12 protein-coding genes are annotated in these 16,628 nt (G+C 62.1%); 1 reads left to right on the top strand and 11 read right to left on the bottom strand.

The window, feature by feature from the left end:
- Positions 1 to 141: 141 nt before the first annotated feature.
- From HX801_RS05175 to HX801_RS05210, 8 genes are all read right to left on the bottom strand, one after another.
- The gene (locus HX801_RS05175; protein ID WP_177021715.1) at positions 142 to 3,099 is read right to left on the bottom strand and encodes an autotransporter serine protease; all 2,958 of its coding nucleotides are present in this window, start codon (positions 3,097 to 3,099) and stop codon (positions 142 to 144) included.
- A gap of 233 nt (positions 3,100 to 3,332) precedes the next feature.
- Entirely contained in the window at positions 3,333 to 4,670 is a 1,338-nt protein-coding gene (locus HX801_RS05180) for a TolC family outer membrane protein (protein WP_003217106.1), read from the bottom strand.
- A gap of 2 nt (positions 4,671 to 4,672) precedes the next feature.
- Positions 4,673 to 6,007 (bottom strand): HlyD family type I secretion periplasmic adaptor subunit, encoded by a 1,335-nt coding sequence (locus tag HX801_RS05185; RefSeq protein ID WP_003217108.1) that lies wholly within the window; start codon positions 6,005 to 6,007, stop codon positions 4,673 to 4,675.
- Positions 6,004 to 7,755, bottom strand: coding sequence for a type I secretion system permease/ATPase (locus HX801_RS05190; protein ID WP_003217110.1), 1,752 nt, complete (start codon positions 7,753 to 7,755; stop codon positions 6,004 to 6,006). The genes HX801_RS05185 and HX801_RS05190 overlap by 4 nt, the downstream gene beginning before the upstream one ends.
- Positions 7,756 to 7,859: 104 nt before the next feature.
- Positions 7,860 to 8,228, bottom strand: a complete 369-nt coding sequence (locus tag HX801_RS05195) for an AprI/Inh family metalloprotease inhibitor (protein ID WP_158213549.1) — start codon at positions 8,226 to 8,228, stop codon at positions 7,860 to 7,862.
- A 74-nt stretch (positions 8,229 to 8,302) separates the two neighbouring features.
- Complete coding sequence (locus HX801_RS05200) at positions 8,303 to 9,751, bottom strand: serralysin family metalloprotease (RefSeq protein WP_003217113.1); 1,449 nt, start codon at positions 9,749 to 9,751, stop codon at positions 8,303 to 8,305.
- Between the two features lie 364 nt (positions 9,752 to 10,115).
- Positions 10,116 to 11,216, bottom strand: a complete 1,101-nt coding sequence (locus HX801_RS05205) for a P1 family peptidase (protein WP_134326664.1) — start codon at positions 11,214 to 11,216, stop codon at positions 10,116 to 10,118.
- 9 nt (positions 11,217 to 11,225) lie between these two features.
- Positions 11,226 to 12,590 (bottom strand): APC family permease, encoded by a 1,365-nt coding sequence (locus HX801_RS05210; protein ID WP_177021716.1) that lies wholly within the window; start codon positions 12,588 to 12,590, stop codon positions 11,226 to 11,228.
- A gap of 197 nt (positions 12,591 to 12,787) precedes the next feature.
- Here HX801_RS05210 and HX801_RS05215 point away from each other — a divergent pair, with 197 nt between their 5' ends.
- Positions 12,788 to 13,582 (top strand): response regulator transcription factor, encoded by a 795-nt coding sequence (locus HX801_RS05215; RefSeq protein ID WP_371316556.1) that lies wholly within the window; start codon positions 12,788 to 12,790, stop codon positions 13,580 to 13,582.
- A 97-nt stretch (positions 13,583 to 13,679) separates the two neighbouring features.
- On the opposite strand, the gene HX801_RS05220 is transcribed toward HX801_RS05215, so the two are convergent.
- The 3 genes from HX801_RS05220 to HX801_RS05230 are packed head-to-tail and all read right to left on the bottom strand — an operon-like array spanning position 13,680 to position 16,595.
- Positions 13,680 to 14,759, bottom strand: a complete 1,080-nt coding sequence (locus tag HX801_RS05220; RefSeq protein WP_003217120.1) for a polyamine ABC transporter substrate-binding protein — start codon at positions 14,757 to 14,759, stop codon at positions 13,680 to 13,682.
- A gap of 60 nt (positions 14,760 to 14,819) precedes the next feature.
- Complete coding sequence (locus HX801_RS05225) at positions 14,820 to 15,161, bottom strand: cupin domain-containing protein (protein ID WP_003217122.1); 342 nt, start codon at positions 15,159 to 15,161, stop codon at positions 14,820 to 14,822.
- 27 nt (positions 15,162 to 15,188) lie between these two features.
- Entirely contained in the window at positions 15,189 to 16,595 is a 1,407-nt protein-coding gene (locus HX801_RS05230) for an FAD-binding oxidoreductase (protein WP_177021717.1), read from the bottom strand.
- Positions 16,596 to 16,628: the final 33 nt, after the last annotated feature.

The raw sequence follows: 16,628 nt of genomic DNA on the forward strand, positions 1-16,628 counted from the left end.
TCTCCCAAGCGTCGCCGACCCAATGTGGGAGCGGGCTTGCTCGCGAATGCGGTGGCTCAGCTACAGGTGCGTCGATTGACACACCGCATTCGCGAGCAAGCCCGCTCCCACAGTTGACCTCTTTCGACCTCAGGATCTTGCTCAGAACTGCCAGTTCAGGCTCAACCCCACACCCTGGATTTTTTCCCGGCCAGCCAATTGGCCGGTGTAGTCGAGGTTGACCCGTGTGCTTTTGCTCAACGCCAGGCTCGCCTGCACGCCCACCAATGCCGCGTCGCGCATCAACGGCGAGCTTTGCACCGCAAACGACGGCCCTCCGGCGACAAACGCCAGGTGCTCTTCGGATTCAACGGCACTCAGGCTGTGCTGCCAGCCCAGCGAGCCGGAAACGTCCAGTTGCTGGCGGTCATTGAGGGGGAAGGTTTTTGCCGCCCGCAGGCCCAGGGTGCTCAGCACCGCATCGCGGCTGTCACTGCCACGCTCCAGCGCGGCGGCGTCGCCCTTCTCGTGAAAGCGCTCGTTGTCCAGATGCACGTAAGCCAGGTTGGCGAACGGCTCCAGCGCCACCGAGGACACGTTCAAACGGTAGGCCGCTTCGGTAAATACCTGGGCGCTGCGCGCATCCAGCTTGGTCTTCTGCTTGCCGCTGACTTCGCCGTACTGCAAGTCGCGTTTCACGTCGCCGCGATGCCAGCTGTAGGCACCGCCGACGCTCAAGCGCCAATTGCCCAGCTCATGCCCGGCGTAGGCGCCGAGGTGGTAGCTGTCGATGGACGCCGATGAATGCGTGCCGCTGCCCATGTTCAGCGAGCTGTCGCTGTAACCGGCCACGAGACCGACACGGGTCTGCTCGTCCAGCGCGCCGTCGACACCGGCCAGCATGCCGCCCAGTGAGCTGGTGTAGCCTGCCGTGTCGCTGCGGCTGTCGGTCTTGCCCCAACTGCCGAGCGCCTTGACCCACACGTTGCTCTCACCGGTAACCGGCGTATGGCGCAGGCGCTCGCTAACGGCATCGCGTACCTGGCGGCTGTCATTGATCAGCATTGTGCCGATGGCCGGGTAGATTTCTCCCGACAGCTGCTGGAAACCCGACTGCGCCGTGGCTGCCGAGTCTGACCGCAGGATGCTTTCGTACACCGGATTACCGGCGCCCAACTGCTCGGCGGCCGCCGCCACCGAACGCTGGTTACGAGTGGCACCGACACTGGCGAAACTCGCATCACTGCGGGCAATGCCCAGTTGCACACCGTTGGCGGCATAGTCGAGGGTACCGCCGAGGAACAGGTAGTTGGGCAACACGGCACCGAACTGGCCCTGGATCCCGCCAGCCGCCTGGAGGATGTTGTACTGGCGCCCCACCAGGCTTTCCGCCTGTTGCAGGCTGAGCAGGGTCGGGCTGTTTTCCAGGGCCAGGGTCACGGTGCCGCCGCCGAGGATTGCCTTGCCCGTGGCGACAATCCGGTCGCTGGTGGTGGGGGTGAGTTCGACCGCATAGGTCGAGCCGGCGGCGAGGTTTACATCCCCGGCCACCTGCAAGGTGCCCACGGAATTGCCCGGCGCCACGGTGCCGCCGCTATTGACCTGTAACGCCGCGATGCGACCGGAGCCGCCCAACGTGCCGCTGTCATTGACCGTCACCGCGGACGTCAGCGAGCCATTCACCGCCAACCGGCCGCCATTCACGGTGGTCGGGCCACGGTAGGTGTTGTCGCCCGCCAGGATCAGGCTGCCCGCACCGGATTTGGTCAGGCTGCCTTCGTAGATACGCTGGGCCGCGGCTGCCGCACGGGCAGTGCCAACGGCATAGTCCGTCTGGTCCTGCTGACTCGCGCCGGCGCCCACGCCGTTCTCCCAGCCCTTATCGCGCAGGGTTTGCTGCCAGGCCAGGGTTTCGGCGCTGTCTTCGGCCTGGCGCTGGATCAGCGCCTTGTCGGAGATCGCATTGCTCCACACATCGCCCTGCCCGGCCGCCAACGTGACATTCATCGGCCCGAGCAATTGCCCGGGCCCGTGCATTGCTCGGCCAAGGTCCGGCACGCCCCAGCCGACCTGAGTGGTCGGTGCATCGGTGACCGCGCCATTGAGCTGGGTGGCCGTGGTCAACAGCACCTGCAAGGCCTGTTCGTTGTTCAGGTATGGATAGCGTTCCATCACCAGCGCCAGTGCGCCGGTGGCATGGGGCGCCGACATCGAGGTGCCGGATTTCACCCCATAACCGCCATCGGGAATGGTGCTGTTGATCAACGCCCCGGGGGTGGAAATGCACCAGTACTTGGCGATGCCGCACTGGTTGTATTTCTGGTTGTTCGCCTTGTCCAGGCCCGATACCGCCAGCCAGTGGCCTTCCAGCTCCGGCTGGAAATAAGGCAAGGCCGAACGCACGCTGGCGTTGGCGTAGCCGCTGTTGCCAGCACTGAACACGTTGATCACCCCGGCCTTGGCCACCTCCGCAGCGGCATCCAGCCAGGTGTTCTGGTTGTAGTGCTGGGCATAGGCAGCGTGCAGGTCGCCAAGGGTCTGGTAGCTGACATCCTTGGGTTGGCTGCCCCAACTGTTATTGATCGCGCGCACGCCGGAATCCACCAGCGCGCTGTACACCGCCTTGAAGTACTTGGGGTCTGGCGTGGGGCCGAACAGGAAGCTGTCGCTGGCGTTGGTGTTGCCGACGTAGATCTGCGCGTTGTACGCCACGCCGTGCATGCCCACGCCATCGCGGGCCGCGCCCATGGTGCCGGTCACGTGGGTGCCGTGGGAGTCATTGTTTGGGTTGAGCGCGCCGGTGGTCGTGAAGGGGCTACCATCGACATAGGTGCCGCTGGCGGTGACCGCGTGATAGCGGTCTTTTGAGGCTTCAGGATGGTTGGGGTCGAAACCCGAGTCGAGGGCGCCGATCTTCACGCCACTGCCGGTGATGCCGCTCGCATAGGCCTCGTTGGCTTTCATCCGCTCCAGGCCCCAGTCGCTCTGGAACTCGGCGGAACGCCAACTGCCGGGGTCGCCGACTTTGCCGGCTTCGATGTACTGCCCGTGGGCCGCCACTGACAGCAGCAGCAAGGAGCCTGCGGTGAAGGGTTTGAAGCGAGGTGAACCAGTGATCATGAAGAGTCCCTTTTCTTATTGTTGAAATACCTGTGGCGAGGGAGCTTGCTCCCGCTGGAGTGCGCAGCGCTCCCAAGATCTTGGGGCCGCTACGCAGCCCAGCGGGAGCAAGCTCCCTCGCCACAACAAGCGCCCTTGCCACAGAAAACTCCCTTGCCACAGAAAGCTCCCTTGCCAAAACAAGCGCCCATGCCACCAAAGCTCCCTTGCACCAGGTGCTACTCGTCCAGGCATCAGCGGCTCTCAGGACCAAACGCCTCGTCCACCTTGGCCAGGTCGGTGTCACGCAAGTTGCCCGCGTAGTAATGCAATTTGGTCCAGGCCATCAGGTAGTCGTACCGTGCCTGGGCCAGGTCGCGACGGGTGCTGTACAGCTGCTGCTCGGCGTTCAGCGCATCGAGGTTGACCCGCTCGCCGCCGAGGATGCTTTGCTTGGTCGAGACCACCAGCGCTTCAGCCGAAGTCAGCGCCTTTTGATACGCCCGCAACTTGCTCACTCCCGACAGGCAAGCACTGAACTGGCGCCGCAGTTCGATCAGGGTTTCGCGAGTCTTGCCTTCCAGTTCGTACTCGGCCTGCTCCATGGCGCGGCTGGCCTGGCGGGTGGAAGCCGAGACGCCGCCACCGGCATACAACGGCATGCTGACTTCGATGCCGATGGTGTTGGTGTCGTAGCGCTGGTTGTAGGTGTTGCCGCTGTCGGACTCCTGCTGCCTCGAGCTGGCATACGCCGTGATGCGTGGCAGGTGCCCCGAACGGTTGCGCTCCACTTCATAACGCGCCACTTCCACGGACTGGCGTTGCGAGGCCAGGTTGGGGTTGTTGGTCAGCGCCAGTTCGTGCCAGGTGTCGTAATTGGCCGGGGTCAGGGTGAAGGCGGCAAACCCCGGGTTCAGCGGCGCCAGGTCGTTGATGTTGACGCTCTGCACGCCAATCAGCGCCCCGAGTTCGCGCAGCGAGGCGTCCTGTTCATCCAGCGCCTGGATCTCTTCGGCAGTCGCCAGCTCATAGCGCGACTCGGCTTCCAGGATGTCGGTGCGGGTGCCCTCGCCCTGCTGGAACAGATGCTGGTTCTGCTGGAACTGCTGCTCGTAGGCCTTTTTCTTAGCGCGGGCAATGTCGATCTGGTCCTGGGCAAACAACGCCTGGGTGTAATAGGTCAGCACCCGCACCAGCAGCGCCTGGCTCTTGTCGCGGAAGCTCTCGTCGGCAAACAGTGCCTGGGCCACGCCCTTGCGGTAGTTGGCATAGGCTTCGTAGTCGAACAGCGGCTGTTGCAGGGTGAACGTGGAACCATAGCTGTTGTAGTTGCGGTCATCGTGATAATTGCCGCCGCGCCCGTCGGGCAAGGTGGCCTGGGAGTTGTTGCGGCCCTTGTTGTAGTTGTACGAGAGCTTGGGCAGCAGGCCGGCGCGGCCGATGGTGCGGTTTTCCAGGCCGGCATCGCGTTCCTTGATGGCGCCGAGGAATACCGGGTCGTTGCGCAGGGCCTGTTCGTAGACATCGAACGGGCCCATGGCGGCCTGGGCGCTGCCGCAGGCGAGCAGCAAGGCGATGAACATCGGCTTCATGCTCATTCCTCGGTCAATGCCGAGCCGGCGCGGTCCAGCAGCGGCTTGAACAGGTAATTGAGCAAGGAGCGCTCGCCGGTGCGGATGAACATCTCAGCGGGCATCCCCGGCTTGATCACCAGGCCATGGAGTTTCTCCAGGGCGCTGCTGCTGACGGTGGTGCGCAGCACGTAGTAAGGCATGCCGGTTTTTTCGTCGAGCATCTGGTCGGCGGAGATCAGGCTCACCTCCCCCGGCACCCGCGGCGTGCGGCTCTGATTGAAGGCGGTGAAGAGAATGTCCACCGGCAAGTGCGCACCGACCTTGTCCACCAGGTGCACTGGCAGGCGCCCTTCGACTTCCAGGCGGGTGTCCTGGGGCACGATTTCTAGCAGGGTTTCACCGGCACGCACCACGGCGCCTTCGGTGTGCACGCCCAGGTTGACCGCGATGCCATCGGCGGGCGCGTTGATCTCGCTGTGCTGCAGGTCGAAACCGGCGGAGGTCAGTTGTTGTTCCAGGGTCAGGCTGCGCAGCTGCGCGTCGGCCAGTTGGCTGCGGACTTCCTTCTGGTACTCCTCGCTGTGCTGCTGCAACTTGAGGCGCGATTCGAGGATGCCCTGCTCCACCCGCCCGCTTTCGCCGGTGTTCTGCGCCAGGTCCTGTTGCACCTGGGACAGTTGCCGCTGGTACTCCATCAGCCGGTTGCGCGGGATGTAGCCGTTGTCGGCCAGGGGTTGCAGGTTGTTCAACTGGTCTCGCAGGGATTGCGCTTGGGCGGTCAGGTCACTGCGGGCGCGGCGCATGCCGTTCAGTTGCGCCGTAGCGCCTTCGATACTGGCGCGAATCCCGGCCTGTTCCCGGGCAAAGGCTTCGCGGCGGCTGCTGAACAGTTGACGCTGGCCTTCGAGGACCAGTGCCAGGGCTTGGTCCGGGTTGCCGCTCAATTGCGCCGGAAAGGTGATCGTCGACTGGTTATCCCGCTCGCTCTGCCACCGTGCCACGCTGGCCCACGCCATGCGGTACTGGGCTTGCAGGGAGTGCACGTCGGCCTGGTTCTGCGTCTGGTCGAGCCGGAACAGTGGCTGGCCCTGCTTCACCGTCTCGCCCTCACGCACCAGGATCCGGCTGACCACGCCGGGGCTCAGGGTTTGTACCGCCTTGCGCTTGCCCGATACCACCACCGTGCCTTGTACCGGGATCCCCTGGTCCAGCGGCGCCAGGCTGGCCCAGAGGAAAAACCCGCCGGCGCCGACCACCGTCAGCAGCCAGCCCATGCGGGCGAAGAAACGCGCGTCGTGCTCGGGATGGGTCTGTTCGTAATCGCGGTTGATTTGAATGCTGCTGTCGCTGCTCATGCGCCTGGATTCCTTCCGGCTTGATACTGACGGCTGAGGCTGACCCCGGCCTTTTCTCGTGGTGCTTCCTGCTGGCCGGACAGTGCGCGCAGCACGTCCTGGCTCGGACCAAATGCCTGCAAACGACCTTCGTTCAGCACCAGCAGCTTGTCGGCCTGGGCCAACGCCGAGGAACGGTGAGTCACCAGTACCACCGTGCTGCCCTGGGCTTTCATCTGCATGATCGCGCTGGCCAGGGCGGCTTCACCCACGGTGTCGAGGTTGGAGTTGGGCTCGTCGAGCACGATCAGGCGTGGCCCGCCGTACAGCGCGCGGGCCAGGGCGACCCGTTGCTTCTGCCCACCGGACAGGCCGCTGCCCTCGTCGCCGAGCACGGTGTCGTAGCCGTGGGGCAAGCGCAGGATCAATTCGTGCACACCAGCCTGTTGGGCGGCCTGCACCACCAAATCCGGGTCGGCTTCGCGAAAGCGCGCGATGTTGTCGGCGATGCTGCCGCTGAACAGTTCGATGTCCTGGGGCAGATAACCGATATGCGGCCCGAGGTCGTCGCGGTCCCAGCGATGAATGTCGGCTCCGTCCAGGCGCACGGTGCCTGCCAGGGTTGGCCATACGCCCACCAGCACGCGGGCCAGGGTTGATTTGCCGGAGCCGGAAGCACCCAGCACGCCGAGCACTTCGCCCGCAGTCAGGTTGAAGCTGACTTGATGCAAGGTCGGCACACGTCGCCCCGGCGGGCCTGCGCTGACTTGCTCGAAACTCACATTGCCCTTGGGCGCCGGCAAGGCCATCTGCTCGCCCTGAGGCGGAAACTCGCGCATCAGGTTGTCCAGGCGCTGGTAGGCCAGTTTGGCCGAACTCCATTGCTTCCACACGGCAATCAACTGGTCGATGGGGCTCAACACCCGACCCATCAAAATGGAGCCTGCGATCATCATCCCGGCGGTCATGTCGCCCTTGATCACCAGGAGCGCACCCAGGCCCAGCACCAACGATTGCAGGCACAGGCGCAGGGATTTACTCAGGGAACTGATGATCGAGCCGGTGTCGCTGGCCTTGTTCTGCAGGCCCAGGAACTGCGAATGCACCTTGAACCAGCGCTTGCGCAATGCACCGAGCATGCCCATGGCCTGGATGGTTTCGGCGTTGTGCAGGTGGCTGGTGGCCAATTGGGTGGACTGCTGGGAATAACCGCTGGCTTCACCCAGAGGCTTTTTGGTCAGGTATTCGTTAAGGCACGCCAGGGCTATCAGCAGCACGGCACCGGCACTGGCCAGCACCCCAAGCCATACGTTGAACAGGAAAATCACGAACAGATAGATCGGAAACCACGGCGCGTCGAAAAACGCGAACAGCGCAGGCCCGGTGATGAATTGGCGGATGTGGGTCAGGTCCCCCAGGGATTGCCCGCCATGGCCTTCGCCCCGTTGCAGGTTGCGCTCGAAAGCGGCCTTGTAGACCCGCAGGTTGAAACGCCGCTCCAGCTGGCTGCCGATGCGAATCACGATAAAGCTGCGGATCACCTCCAGCACACCGATAAAGGCGAAGAACCCCACCACCATCAGCGTCAACATCACCAGGGTGGTTTCGTTCTGTGAAGACAGCACGCGGTCGTAGACTTGCAACATATAAATCGATGGCACCAACATCAATACGTTAATCAATGCCGTGAAACAGCCAATACTGATCAGAATACTTTTGTAGTCGCCGAGTGCCTTGAACAGTGGTGCAACGGGAGTGGTCTTCGCCATGTTGCCTGATCTTCCCTGAGCCGAATGACGCGCAATAGTTTACCGAGCGCCCCAATAAGGGGCGGGCAAACATTAAAATCGGGTTATATCGTTATAACGAACTATTACGGTGCACGTTGCAATATCAATACCGCGCCGGTTTTTGCGCGACCTTCATATTCGCCTTCTTTCTGGCGATTCAAATGGGTTATGCCGGTGCCTTCGGCATTCATCAGCCAAATACCATCGGGAGTAGGCGTCCAACTAACGGGGGCTTCCCCCAGCCATTGTCCGGCGCACTCCACATCGCCCCCTAACGCGTTAGCCTGCTCAATCAAGTCCAGTGCGCACACCTGCTCTTGCTGATGCAGCGCCCAATGCCCGGCCAACTGCGCGGAAGTAGGTAAAACCAGACTGCTTGCCATTGCTGTGGCTCCTGCCGACATAAGCAACACCTGGAAACTCCAGGCCACGGTACTGCGAAATAGCGTCATCACCTTCGCCCGTTCATGGGGTGGATGCAAGGGCAGAGGGCGGCGCGTGTGCGCCACCCTCCTTTACGCGTGTATCAGGCCACGATGTCGCTGACGGCTGCCTGGCCAACGGTGGTGACGAGGAAATCCGCCACGCCGTGCCCGGAGAAGTCCACGGCCAATGTGCCCAGGTTGGTACCCGAAGCGTAGGACAGCACCGCGTCGCCGGCATGACCGGTAAACGCGTTGACGAAGGTCAGGCCTGCACCTTTGGTGATGCCGGTGAGGTCGATCTTGTCGGAACCCGAGGTGAAGTCGAAGATCTTGTCGGCCGCACCCGGCTTGGAGTCGGAGCTGGCGCCGAACACGAAGGTGTCGTTGCCTGAGCCGCCCCACAACTGGTCTGCACCGCCGCCGCCGAAGATGATGTCGTTGCCGGCACCGCCCTTGAGGACGTTGGCGGCTGCGTTACCGATCAGCAGGTCGTTGCCCGAACCGCCGATGGCGTTCTCCACGGTCACACCCTTGGCGATGGAAACGTTGCCCACCAGGCCGCCAACGTCGGAGAACGAGGTTTCATTGAGGTTGATCTTCTGGTTCTGGGTAAAACCGGAGAAGTCCAGGGTGTCGTTGCCGCCACCGTCCCACACCGAGAACACCAGCTTGTCGGCCGATGAAGTGGCGCTGAGGAAATCACGCCCGGTGTTGGAGTTGAAGCCATAGGTGGTGTCACCGGCACGGGTGTTGTAGTTGGCGCCGTAGAGCTTCTGGATCGCGGCGATGTCGTCGATCAGCGGGCCGGACGAGTAGGCTTCTACCCCGCCTTTGCTGAAGTTCTGGTTGGTGTTGCTCTCGCTCCAGTAACTCATGACGCTGTAGCCACGCGTGTCCTGTCCATAGTCCGCGTCTTTGTACGAAGGGTTGCCGGTCCCGGCGTTGTAGTCGCCAGGGTGGTCCAGGCCCAGGGTGTGGCCGATTTCGTGGGTCAGGGTCTGCCGGCCATAGTTGTTCAGGTCCGGGGTCTTGTTCGGCGTGTAGCTGTTGTTCGTCAGGTACCAGGAAGTGCCGTCAAGGCCGCTTTCGTTGTACTTGGCGTTGGTGCCTGGCAGGTAGGCAAAGGCCGCTGCGCCGTCCTGGCCGCCGCTGTAGTTGCCGAAGGTCATGTGGAAGTCACCGCCCGAGGCTTTCTCGGTGAAGGTGACATTGGCCACATCGGCCCAGGATTGCATGGCCAGTACGGCCTGTGCTTTCTGCTGGGTGTTGAACTGGCTGAACCCGGTGATCCCATGCTTGTTCATGGTCGCGTTCGAAGCCGAAGTCAGGAAGGTGTAGGTGAGATCGATCTTGCCGTTGCCATCCACGTCCCGGTACGCGGCGTTCTCACGCAGCAGGTGGTCGGCGGCCTGGTCAACGGTGAACGACGGTTTGCCATTGACCGTGAGGTTGCCACCGCGGTCGTATTGATGGCTAAAGCTATCGATCTGGGTGTAAGCGGTACTTGCTTGAGCCGCCGACACAATAGCTTTGTCTTTTACTTTTGACATAAACGTACTTCCTTGTTTGCAAGTGGAACAGTTTTTGTCCGACCGGACCCACTCTGGCGAGTAAGTCCGATCACTCGCCCCTTTTGAAGGCGAAAGAAAACTGACACAACCTGAAATCATTCGTCCAGCGGTTTTTATCCAAGGATAAAGTTGGGCCGGTGAACAAAACCTGCAAACACTGGTAAATAGCGCGTTATTAAAATCCAGCTATTTAAATATTAAATACTCCTAAAGACATTTAGCCACGAATGGATCCAAAGTATTGACTGAGGTGCACTAAGAAAGTGTCACCGTGTCATTGTTAGTATTGATTGGCCACTATTTAAGTGTTTGTCCCGTATTACCGGGACAAGACTTAGTTTACTTACTGGCCGCGCCAGCCGGTTTGGCGCAATGCCTGCAGGAGCGTGTGGGCATCCAGCGCGGGCACCCGCACACCCTGGTCGGTGGTCATGTCTTCGCCGGCCACTATGGCATTAATGATCGCCTCTTCCACGGCCTCCGCCGCCGCGCTGAACAGCGGTGAAATGTGGTCGTTATTGACCATTTGCAGGGCTGTGCTGAGGGGCGAGCCCTTGCGCCCGTAGTCGGCCACCGGCAAATCCTGATTGCCGGTGGCGAACGCCAGGAACAGGTCCCCGCTGGAGTCCTCGGTACCGCCACCCGTGCGCGCGATCCCGATGGACGCGCGTTGTGCCAGGCGCTGGCATTGATGGGGCAGCAACGGCGCATCGGTGGCGATGATCACCACGATGGAGCCCATGCCGGGTGTGCCGCGATCGGCAAAGGGTGACGGGATGTCCATCAATTGCCGGCCTACCGGGTAACCATCCACGCGCAGTTCCTGGCGCTTGCCATGGTTGGCCTGCACCAGCACACCGACGGTCCAGCCACCCTGCTCCGCCGGCAAGCGCCGTGACGCGGTACCGATGCCCCCCTTGAACTCATGGCAGATCATCCCGGTGCCGCCGCCCACGGCGCCCTCCGCCACCGGCCCGGATTCGGCGTTGGCCAGCGCCTTGCGCACATGCTCCGGGCCGACGTGCTGGCCCCAGATATCGTTGAGCAAGCCGTCGTAGGTTTCCATCACCACCGGCATGCACCAGTACACGGCGGGGTCTTCGAGGCTTTCGCGCTCCAGGGCGATCAGCGTGTCGCGCACAATCCCGATGCTGTGGGTGTTGGTGATCGCCAGCGGCGTGGTCAGCAACCCTGATTCGCTGATCCATTCAAGGCCCGTGGCGTCGCCATTGCCGTTGAGCACGTGGTAGCCGGCAAAACATGGCTGATACCGCGCGGCACCGGCCCGGGGCTGGATCGCCGTCACGCCGGTACGTACCTGTTTGCCGTCGATGCGGGTCTTGATCGTACTGTGGCCGACCCGAACCCCTGGAACGTCGGTGATGGCATTCAACTCACCGGGCGTACCCAGTCCCAAGGTGATGCCCAATTGACGTGCACGCATAACCACTCCTTACAATTTCTGAAACGCCGGACTCAACCGGCCACTGATGCAATACAGGATCACCGACAGTGCCAACAGGCCGATGATAATCATGATGTCGCGAACCGAGGCGGCAATCGCCAGGGTCACCAACAGGTAGCCGGCGCCCAGCACCGCCAGCAAGGCCGGCACCGGCCACAACGGCATGCGATACGGGTGCTCGCGGTCACGCAGCAACACCCGGCTCATCAACGCGCTCAACGCCACGATCAGGTACACCAGCATGATCAGCAGCACGCTGAAAGACGTCAGGTCCGCCAGGTTGGAGCTGAAGCTGAGCAATGCCGAAGGGACCGCCAGGAACAGCGTAGCCAACCACGGGGAATCCCAGCGTGGATGAATCCGGGTGAAGAGTTTGTTGATGGTGGGTGTCCACAGCGCATCGCGGCCGCTGCTGAACACCACCCGGCCAATCTGGATGACGATGGCGACGATGGCGTTGAATACCGACAGGAAGATCCCGGCGCTGACCAGCCGCGACAGGGTTTCGTTACCGTGGCTGGTCAGCAGGTAGCCGATCGGGTCGGGGCTGCTGATCATCGCGCTGAGGGATGGCGCACCGATCAGCAAGGCGGTGATCGGCACCAGCTCGATGACCACCACCAGGCCCAGGGACCACAACACCGCCTTGTGCACGCCCTTGCCGCCGCATTTCATGTCTTCGGCCAGCAAGACGGCGGGACCGTAGCCATTGAACGAGAACAGGCCGATGCCCACCGCGCCGATGACCAGCGCCCAGGGCGCCAGGTGCAGCACGCCGTTCTCGACGATTTGCGGTTGCAACAGCACGCTGACCGGCTGCACCGGGTTGCCGAAGCCGATAAACACGATCACCAGCAACGCCGCCACTTCCAGCAGCAGGCAGGTGCCGGTGATCCAGGCATTCAGCTTGATATTGAGGATGCCCAGGGCGTAGCTGCACACCACAATCACCAGGGCCACGGTTTGCGAATCGAATTGGGTGCCGAGGGCGTTATTCAGGTAAGTCGCCGCCCCGGTGGCCAGTACCGGCGGGATAAACAGCAGCATCACCAGTACCGTGAGGAACGTCGCGTAGCCGGCCATGCCGCCGAACACCCGCTTGGCATACACGTATTCGCCGCCGGCGCTGTTGTGGGCACGCCCGAGTTCGGCGTAGCAAAAGGCGAACATCAGCGCGAGCAAGGCGGCCATCACAAAGGCCAGGAACACCCCGCTGCCGGCCTGCTGGATGGCAAACGGCGCAATCACGAACACTGAACTGGCCGGGGTGACCGCCGAGACGGTGATGGCCACTACATCGAATACGCTCAGGGTGGGTTTCAGCACGCCGTCGGGCGTGGAAGGAGCACTCATATCGTTATCCTCTTGATTGTTCTTGGTTTGAGGCAGAAACGAAAAGGTGAAGCGGCGCAGGGTATGTTCCCCACTGACTGACGGCCAACTTAAACACTCTGTGTAGATCGGCCAATTCCCCTATTGGAGTACTCCCCTTGACGCCGCCGGGCAAAAGTCGAACCCTTGCGGCCTGAATCCTTAGCGTGGAGCTGCACATGAGCCTGTTCAGGGAAGTCGGCATGCACGCGGGCCTGGGGCGTACCGTCGCACAGATCGGCACCGGGCGTTTCTGGAAGCAACTGGTGCTGTTGCTGCACCAATGCCTGCCCTTCGACAATGCCCTGGCGATCTTCTACCCCGCCGATGGCCCGCCCGAAGCGCTGGAAGAATACGACGCACAACCGAGCAGCAAACCGGCGTCGATGCTGGTTTATCTGAATGGCTTGTACCTGTTGGACCCGTTTTTCCAGGCGTGTCGCGAGGGGTATGCCAGTGGCGTGTACCGCCTTGAGGAAGTGGCGCCGGATCATTTTCGCCAGAGTGAATACTTCCTCAATTACTTCCACGACAACGTGCTGGAAGACGAGGTGCAATTCATCCTGCAATTGCCGGATGCGGGGACGTTATCGCTGTCGTTGGGGATGCAGCGGTTGTTTACCGGCGAGGAAACGGGGTTGATGACCACGCTCGCGGCCTGGGTGTTGCCGTTGATGCTGCAGCATTGGCAGCAGAGCACCCAGCGAGTGGCCGCGCCGGCGGAAATGGCCAGCCAGATACGGGACGCGTTGAGTCATTTCGGCTGTGGCGTGTTGTCGGAACGGGAGCTGGAAATAGCGCGATTGGTGTTGCGCGGGTTTTCGTCAAAAGCCATGGCCGAACGGCTGAATATCTCGCCGGATACGGTCAAGGTTCACCGCCGGCACCTGTATGCCAAGCTGGATATCTCATCGCAGCCGGAGCTGTTTTCGTTGTTTATCCAGTCGTTGGGGCATGACTTGGAGAATCCTTAATGATCGTTCCCACGCCCTGGACGCTCCGCTTCCGCTTTTGAAGTCGTGACGCGGAGCGTCACAGGATGCATTCCCACGCGGAGCGTGGGAACGATCATCAACGCCCGGTACGAATGGTGTTCCACACCCGCGTACGAATCCGGTCGATGTTCAGCGGCATTGCTTCCAGTGCGAACAACTTGCCCATCATTTCCGGACTTGGGTACACCTTGGTGTCGCTCTTGATTGCCGGGTCCACCAGGCTGTCCGCCGCGGCATTGCCGTTGGCGTAGTGCACGTAGTTGGTGATGCTGGCCATCACTTCCGGGCGTAGCAGGTAGTTCATGAAGGCATAGCCGGCTTTTTCATCCGGGGCATCGGCGGGCATGGCGACCATGTCGAACCAGATCGCGGCGCCTTCTTTCGGAATGTTGTAGCCGATGTTCACGCCATTCTTGGCTTCCTTGGCGCGGCTTTCGGCCTGGAGGATGTCGCCGGAGAAGCCGACGGCCACGCAGATGTCGCCGTTGGCCAGGTCGGCGGTGTATTTCGAGGAATGGAAATACGCCACGTATGGCCGCACTTTCATCAGCAGGTCCTCGGCCTTTTTGTAGTCTTCCGCCTTCTTGCTGTGGTGCGGCAGGCCCAGGTAGTTGAGCGCCGCCGGCAGCAGCTCCGGGCCGTTGTCGAGGATGGCGACGCCACACTTCTGCAGTTTTTGCATGTTCTCGGGCTTGAAGATCAGGTCCCAGGAATCCACTGGGGCGTTGTCGCCGAGTACCGCCTTGACCTTGTCGATGTTGTAGCCGATACCGGTGCTGCCCCACAGGTACGGGAAGCCGTGGGCGTTGCCCGGGTCGTTGTTTTCCAGGGCCTTGAGCAGCACCGGGTTGAGGTTCTTCCAGTTGGGCAACTGGCTCTTGTCGAGTTTCTTCAGCGCCCCGCCCTGGATCTGCCGGGCCATGAAGTGGTTGGAGGGGAACACCACGTCATAGCCGGATTTGCCGGTCATCAACTTGCCGTCGAGGGTTTCGTTGCTGTCGTACACGTCGTAGGTGAAACCGATGCCGGTTTCTTTCTGGAAGTTCCTGGTGGTGTCGGGGGCGATATAGTCCGACCAGTTGTAGATCTTCACCGTCTCGGCGGCTTGGCTGAGGGTGGCGACGAATACCAGCGGCAACAGGGCAATGGGTCTCATGGTTCGATTTCCTGGCGGTTTTAGGGCTGTTTTTATGGCAGGCGATCAAAGATCAAAGAATCAGAGGATCAATACATAGGTCTTGCGCACGGTTTCCTGGATGTCCCAGATACCGGTGCTGTTGGCCGGCAACATCAGTGCGTCGCCGGCTTCTATGTGGAGCATTTCCCCGTTGTCGGGGGTGAAGGTGCACCGTCCCTGGATAAAGTGGCAAAACTCCTGGGCTTTGATCTGCCGGCGCCAGCGCCCGGGCGTGCATTCCCAGATGCCGGTTTCGACGCCGTCGCTACGTTCCACGCTCAAGGTCGAGGCCACCGCGACCGGTGTGCCCAGTGGCACGGCGACGGGCGAGGAGTCCGGCAAATGGGCGCTGAGTGTGTCTTTGAACTGGGTAATGCTCATGTTCATACCTGTGGTGATTGAAACGACTTAGTGCATGAAACCTTCCATGAACCCGGCAACCCCGCTGGCCAGTTTGCGGCGCCACGGGGCGGTATTGGGGTTGGCCAACACCTGGTCCTCATGCACAAAACTGCGGATGATCGCGTTGTAGCCCAGCCAGCGGCAGGGTTCCGGTTCCCAGGCCTTGAGCCCGTCCAGCCGGCCCGGCTGAATCACCCATGGCTGGCGAACCAACGGCGTATCGAGCCCCAGGATCAGGTCCGCCAGGGTGCGGCCACCGAGGTTGCTGGCGCCTACGCCCTCGCCGCCGTAACCACCGGCCAGGGCGATGCCTGCCGCGTGATCGCAGAGCATGTGCGGCTTGAAGCGCCGGGACATGCCCAGGTTGCCGCCCCAGGCGTGGGTGATCCGGACTTTCTTGAGCTGCGGGAACAGTTCGCCGAACAGGTAGCGACGCAGCTCGACTTCGCTGTCGGTGAGCTCGAAGTTGTGCCGCAACTTGCCGGCAAACTGATAACCCCCGCGAGCGCCGAACACCAGGCGGTTGTCCGCCGAACGCTGGCCGTAAGTCACTTGCCGGCTGCTCTCGCCGAACGCCTGGCCACGATTCAGGCCGATCTCGTCCCAAGTGCTGGCCGGCAACGGCTCGGTGGCAACGATCAGGCTTTGCACCGGCAACTGATAGCGCCCCAGCGGAGCCAGCGTGGTGGCATACCCTTCCACTGCCGGCACCACCCAGGAGGCGCGCACCGAGGCTTTGTCCGTGCGCAGGCTGCCGGACTGCCAATGAGTGACGGGACTGTTTTCGTAGATCTTGACGCCCATCCGCTCCACCAACCGCGCCAGGCCGCGCACCAGCTTGGCCGGGTGAATCGTGGCAACGTGGGGTGCATAGATGCCGCCATAAGGCTTGGCGATACGGATCTGCTCGGCCAGTTGTTGCGGGCCAAGCCAACGGTAATCGTCGTCGGTCAGGCCCTGGCTGTGAAGTTTGGCCAGGTACGCACGCAGGGTGACTTCCTGTTCGGGGTAGCGCGCGGCGCAATACAGCACACCACCCTTGCGGTAGTCGCAGTCAATGCCTTCGCGCTCGATCACTTGCGCGACTTCGTCGGGGATGGCGTGCAGCAGGTCGAACGAGGCCCGGCGCTGTTCCGGGGTCAGGCCGGCCAACAGGCGGTCCTCTCCCAGCAGATTGCCCATCAGCCAGCCGCCGTTACGGCCCGAGGCACCGAACCCGGCGGTTTGCGCCTCGATGATTGCGATTTTCAGCTCGGGCGCCTGGCGCTTCAGGTAATACGCGGTCCAGAGCCCGGTGTAGCCGGCACCGATGATGGCCACGTTGACGTCCAGGTCCTGCTCCAGGGACGCGCGTGCCAGCAGCGGCTCGTCCAGCTGGTCCATCCATAAACTGATATTGCGCCATGCAGGCATGCCAAGCTCCACCACCACACTTCGATGGCAGTG

It is taken from the genome of Pseudomonas sp. G1002 (assembly GCF_013385455.1).
In the GTDB taxonomy this organism is placed as follows: domain Bacteria; phylum Pseudomonadota; class Gammaproteobacteria; order Pseudomonadales; family Pseudomonadaceae; genus Aquipseudomonas.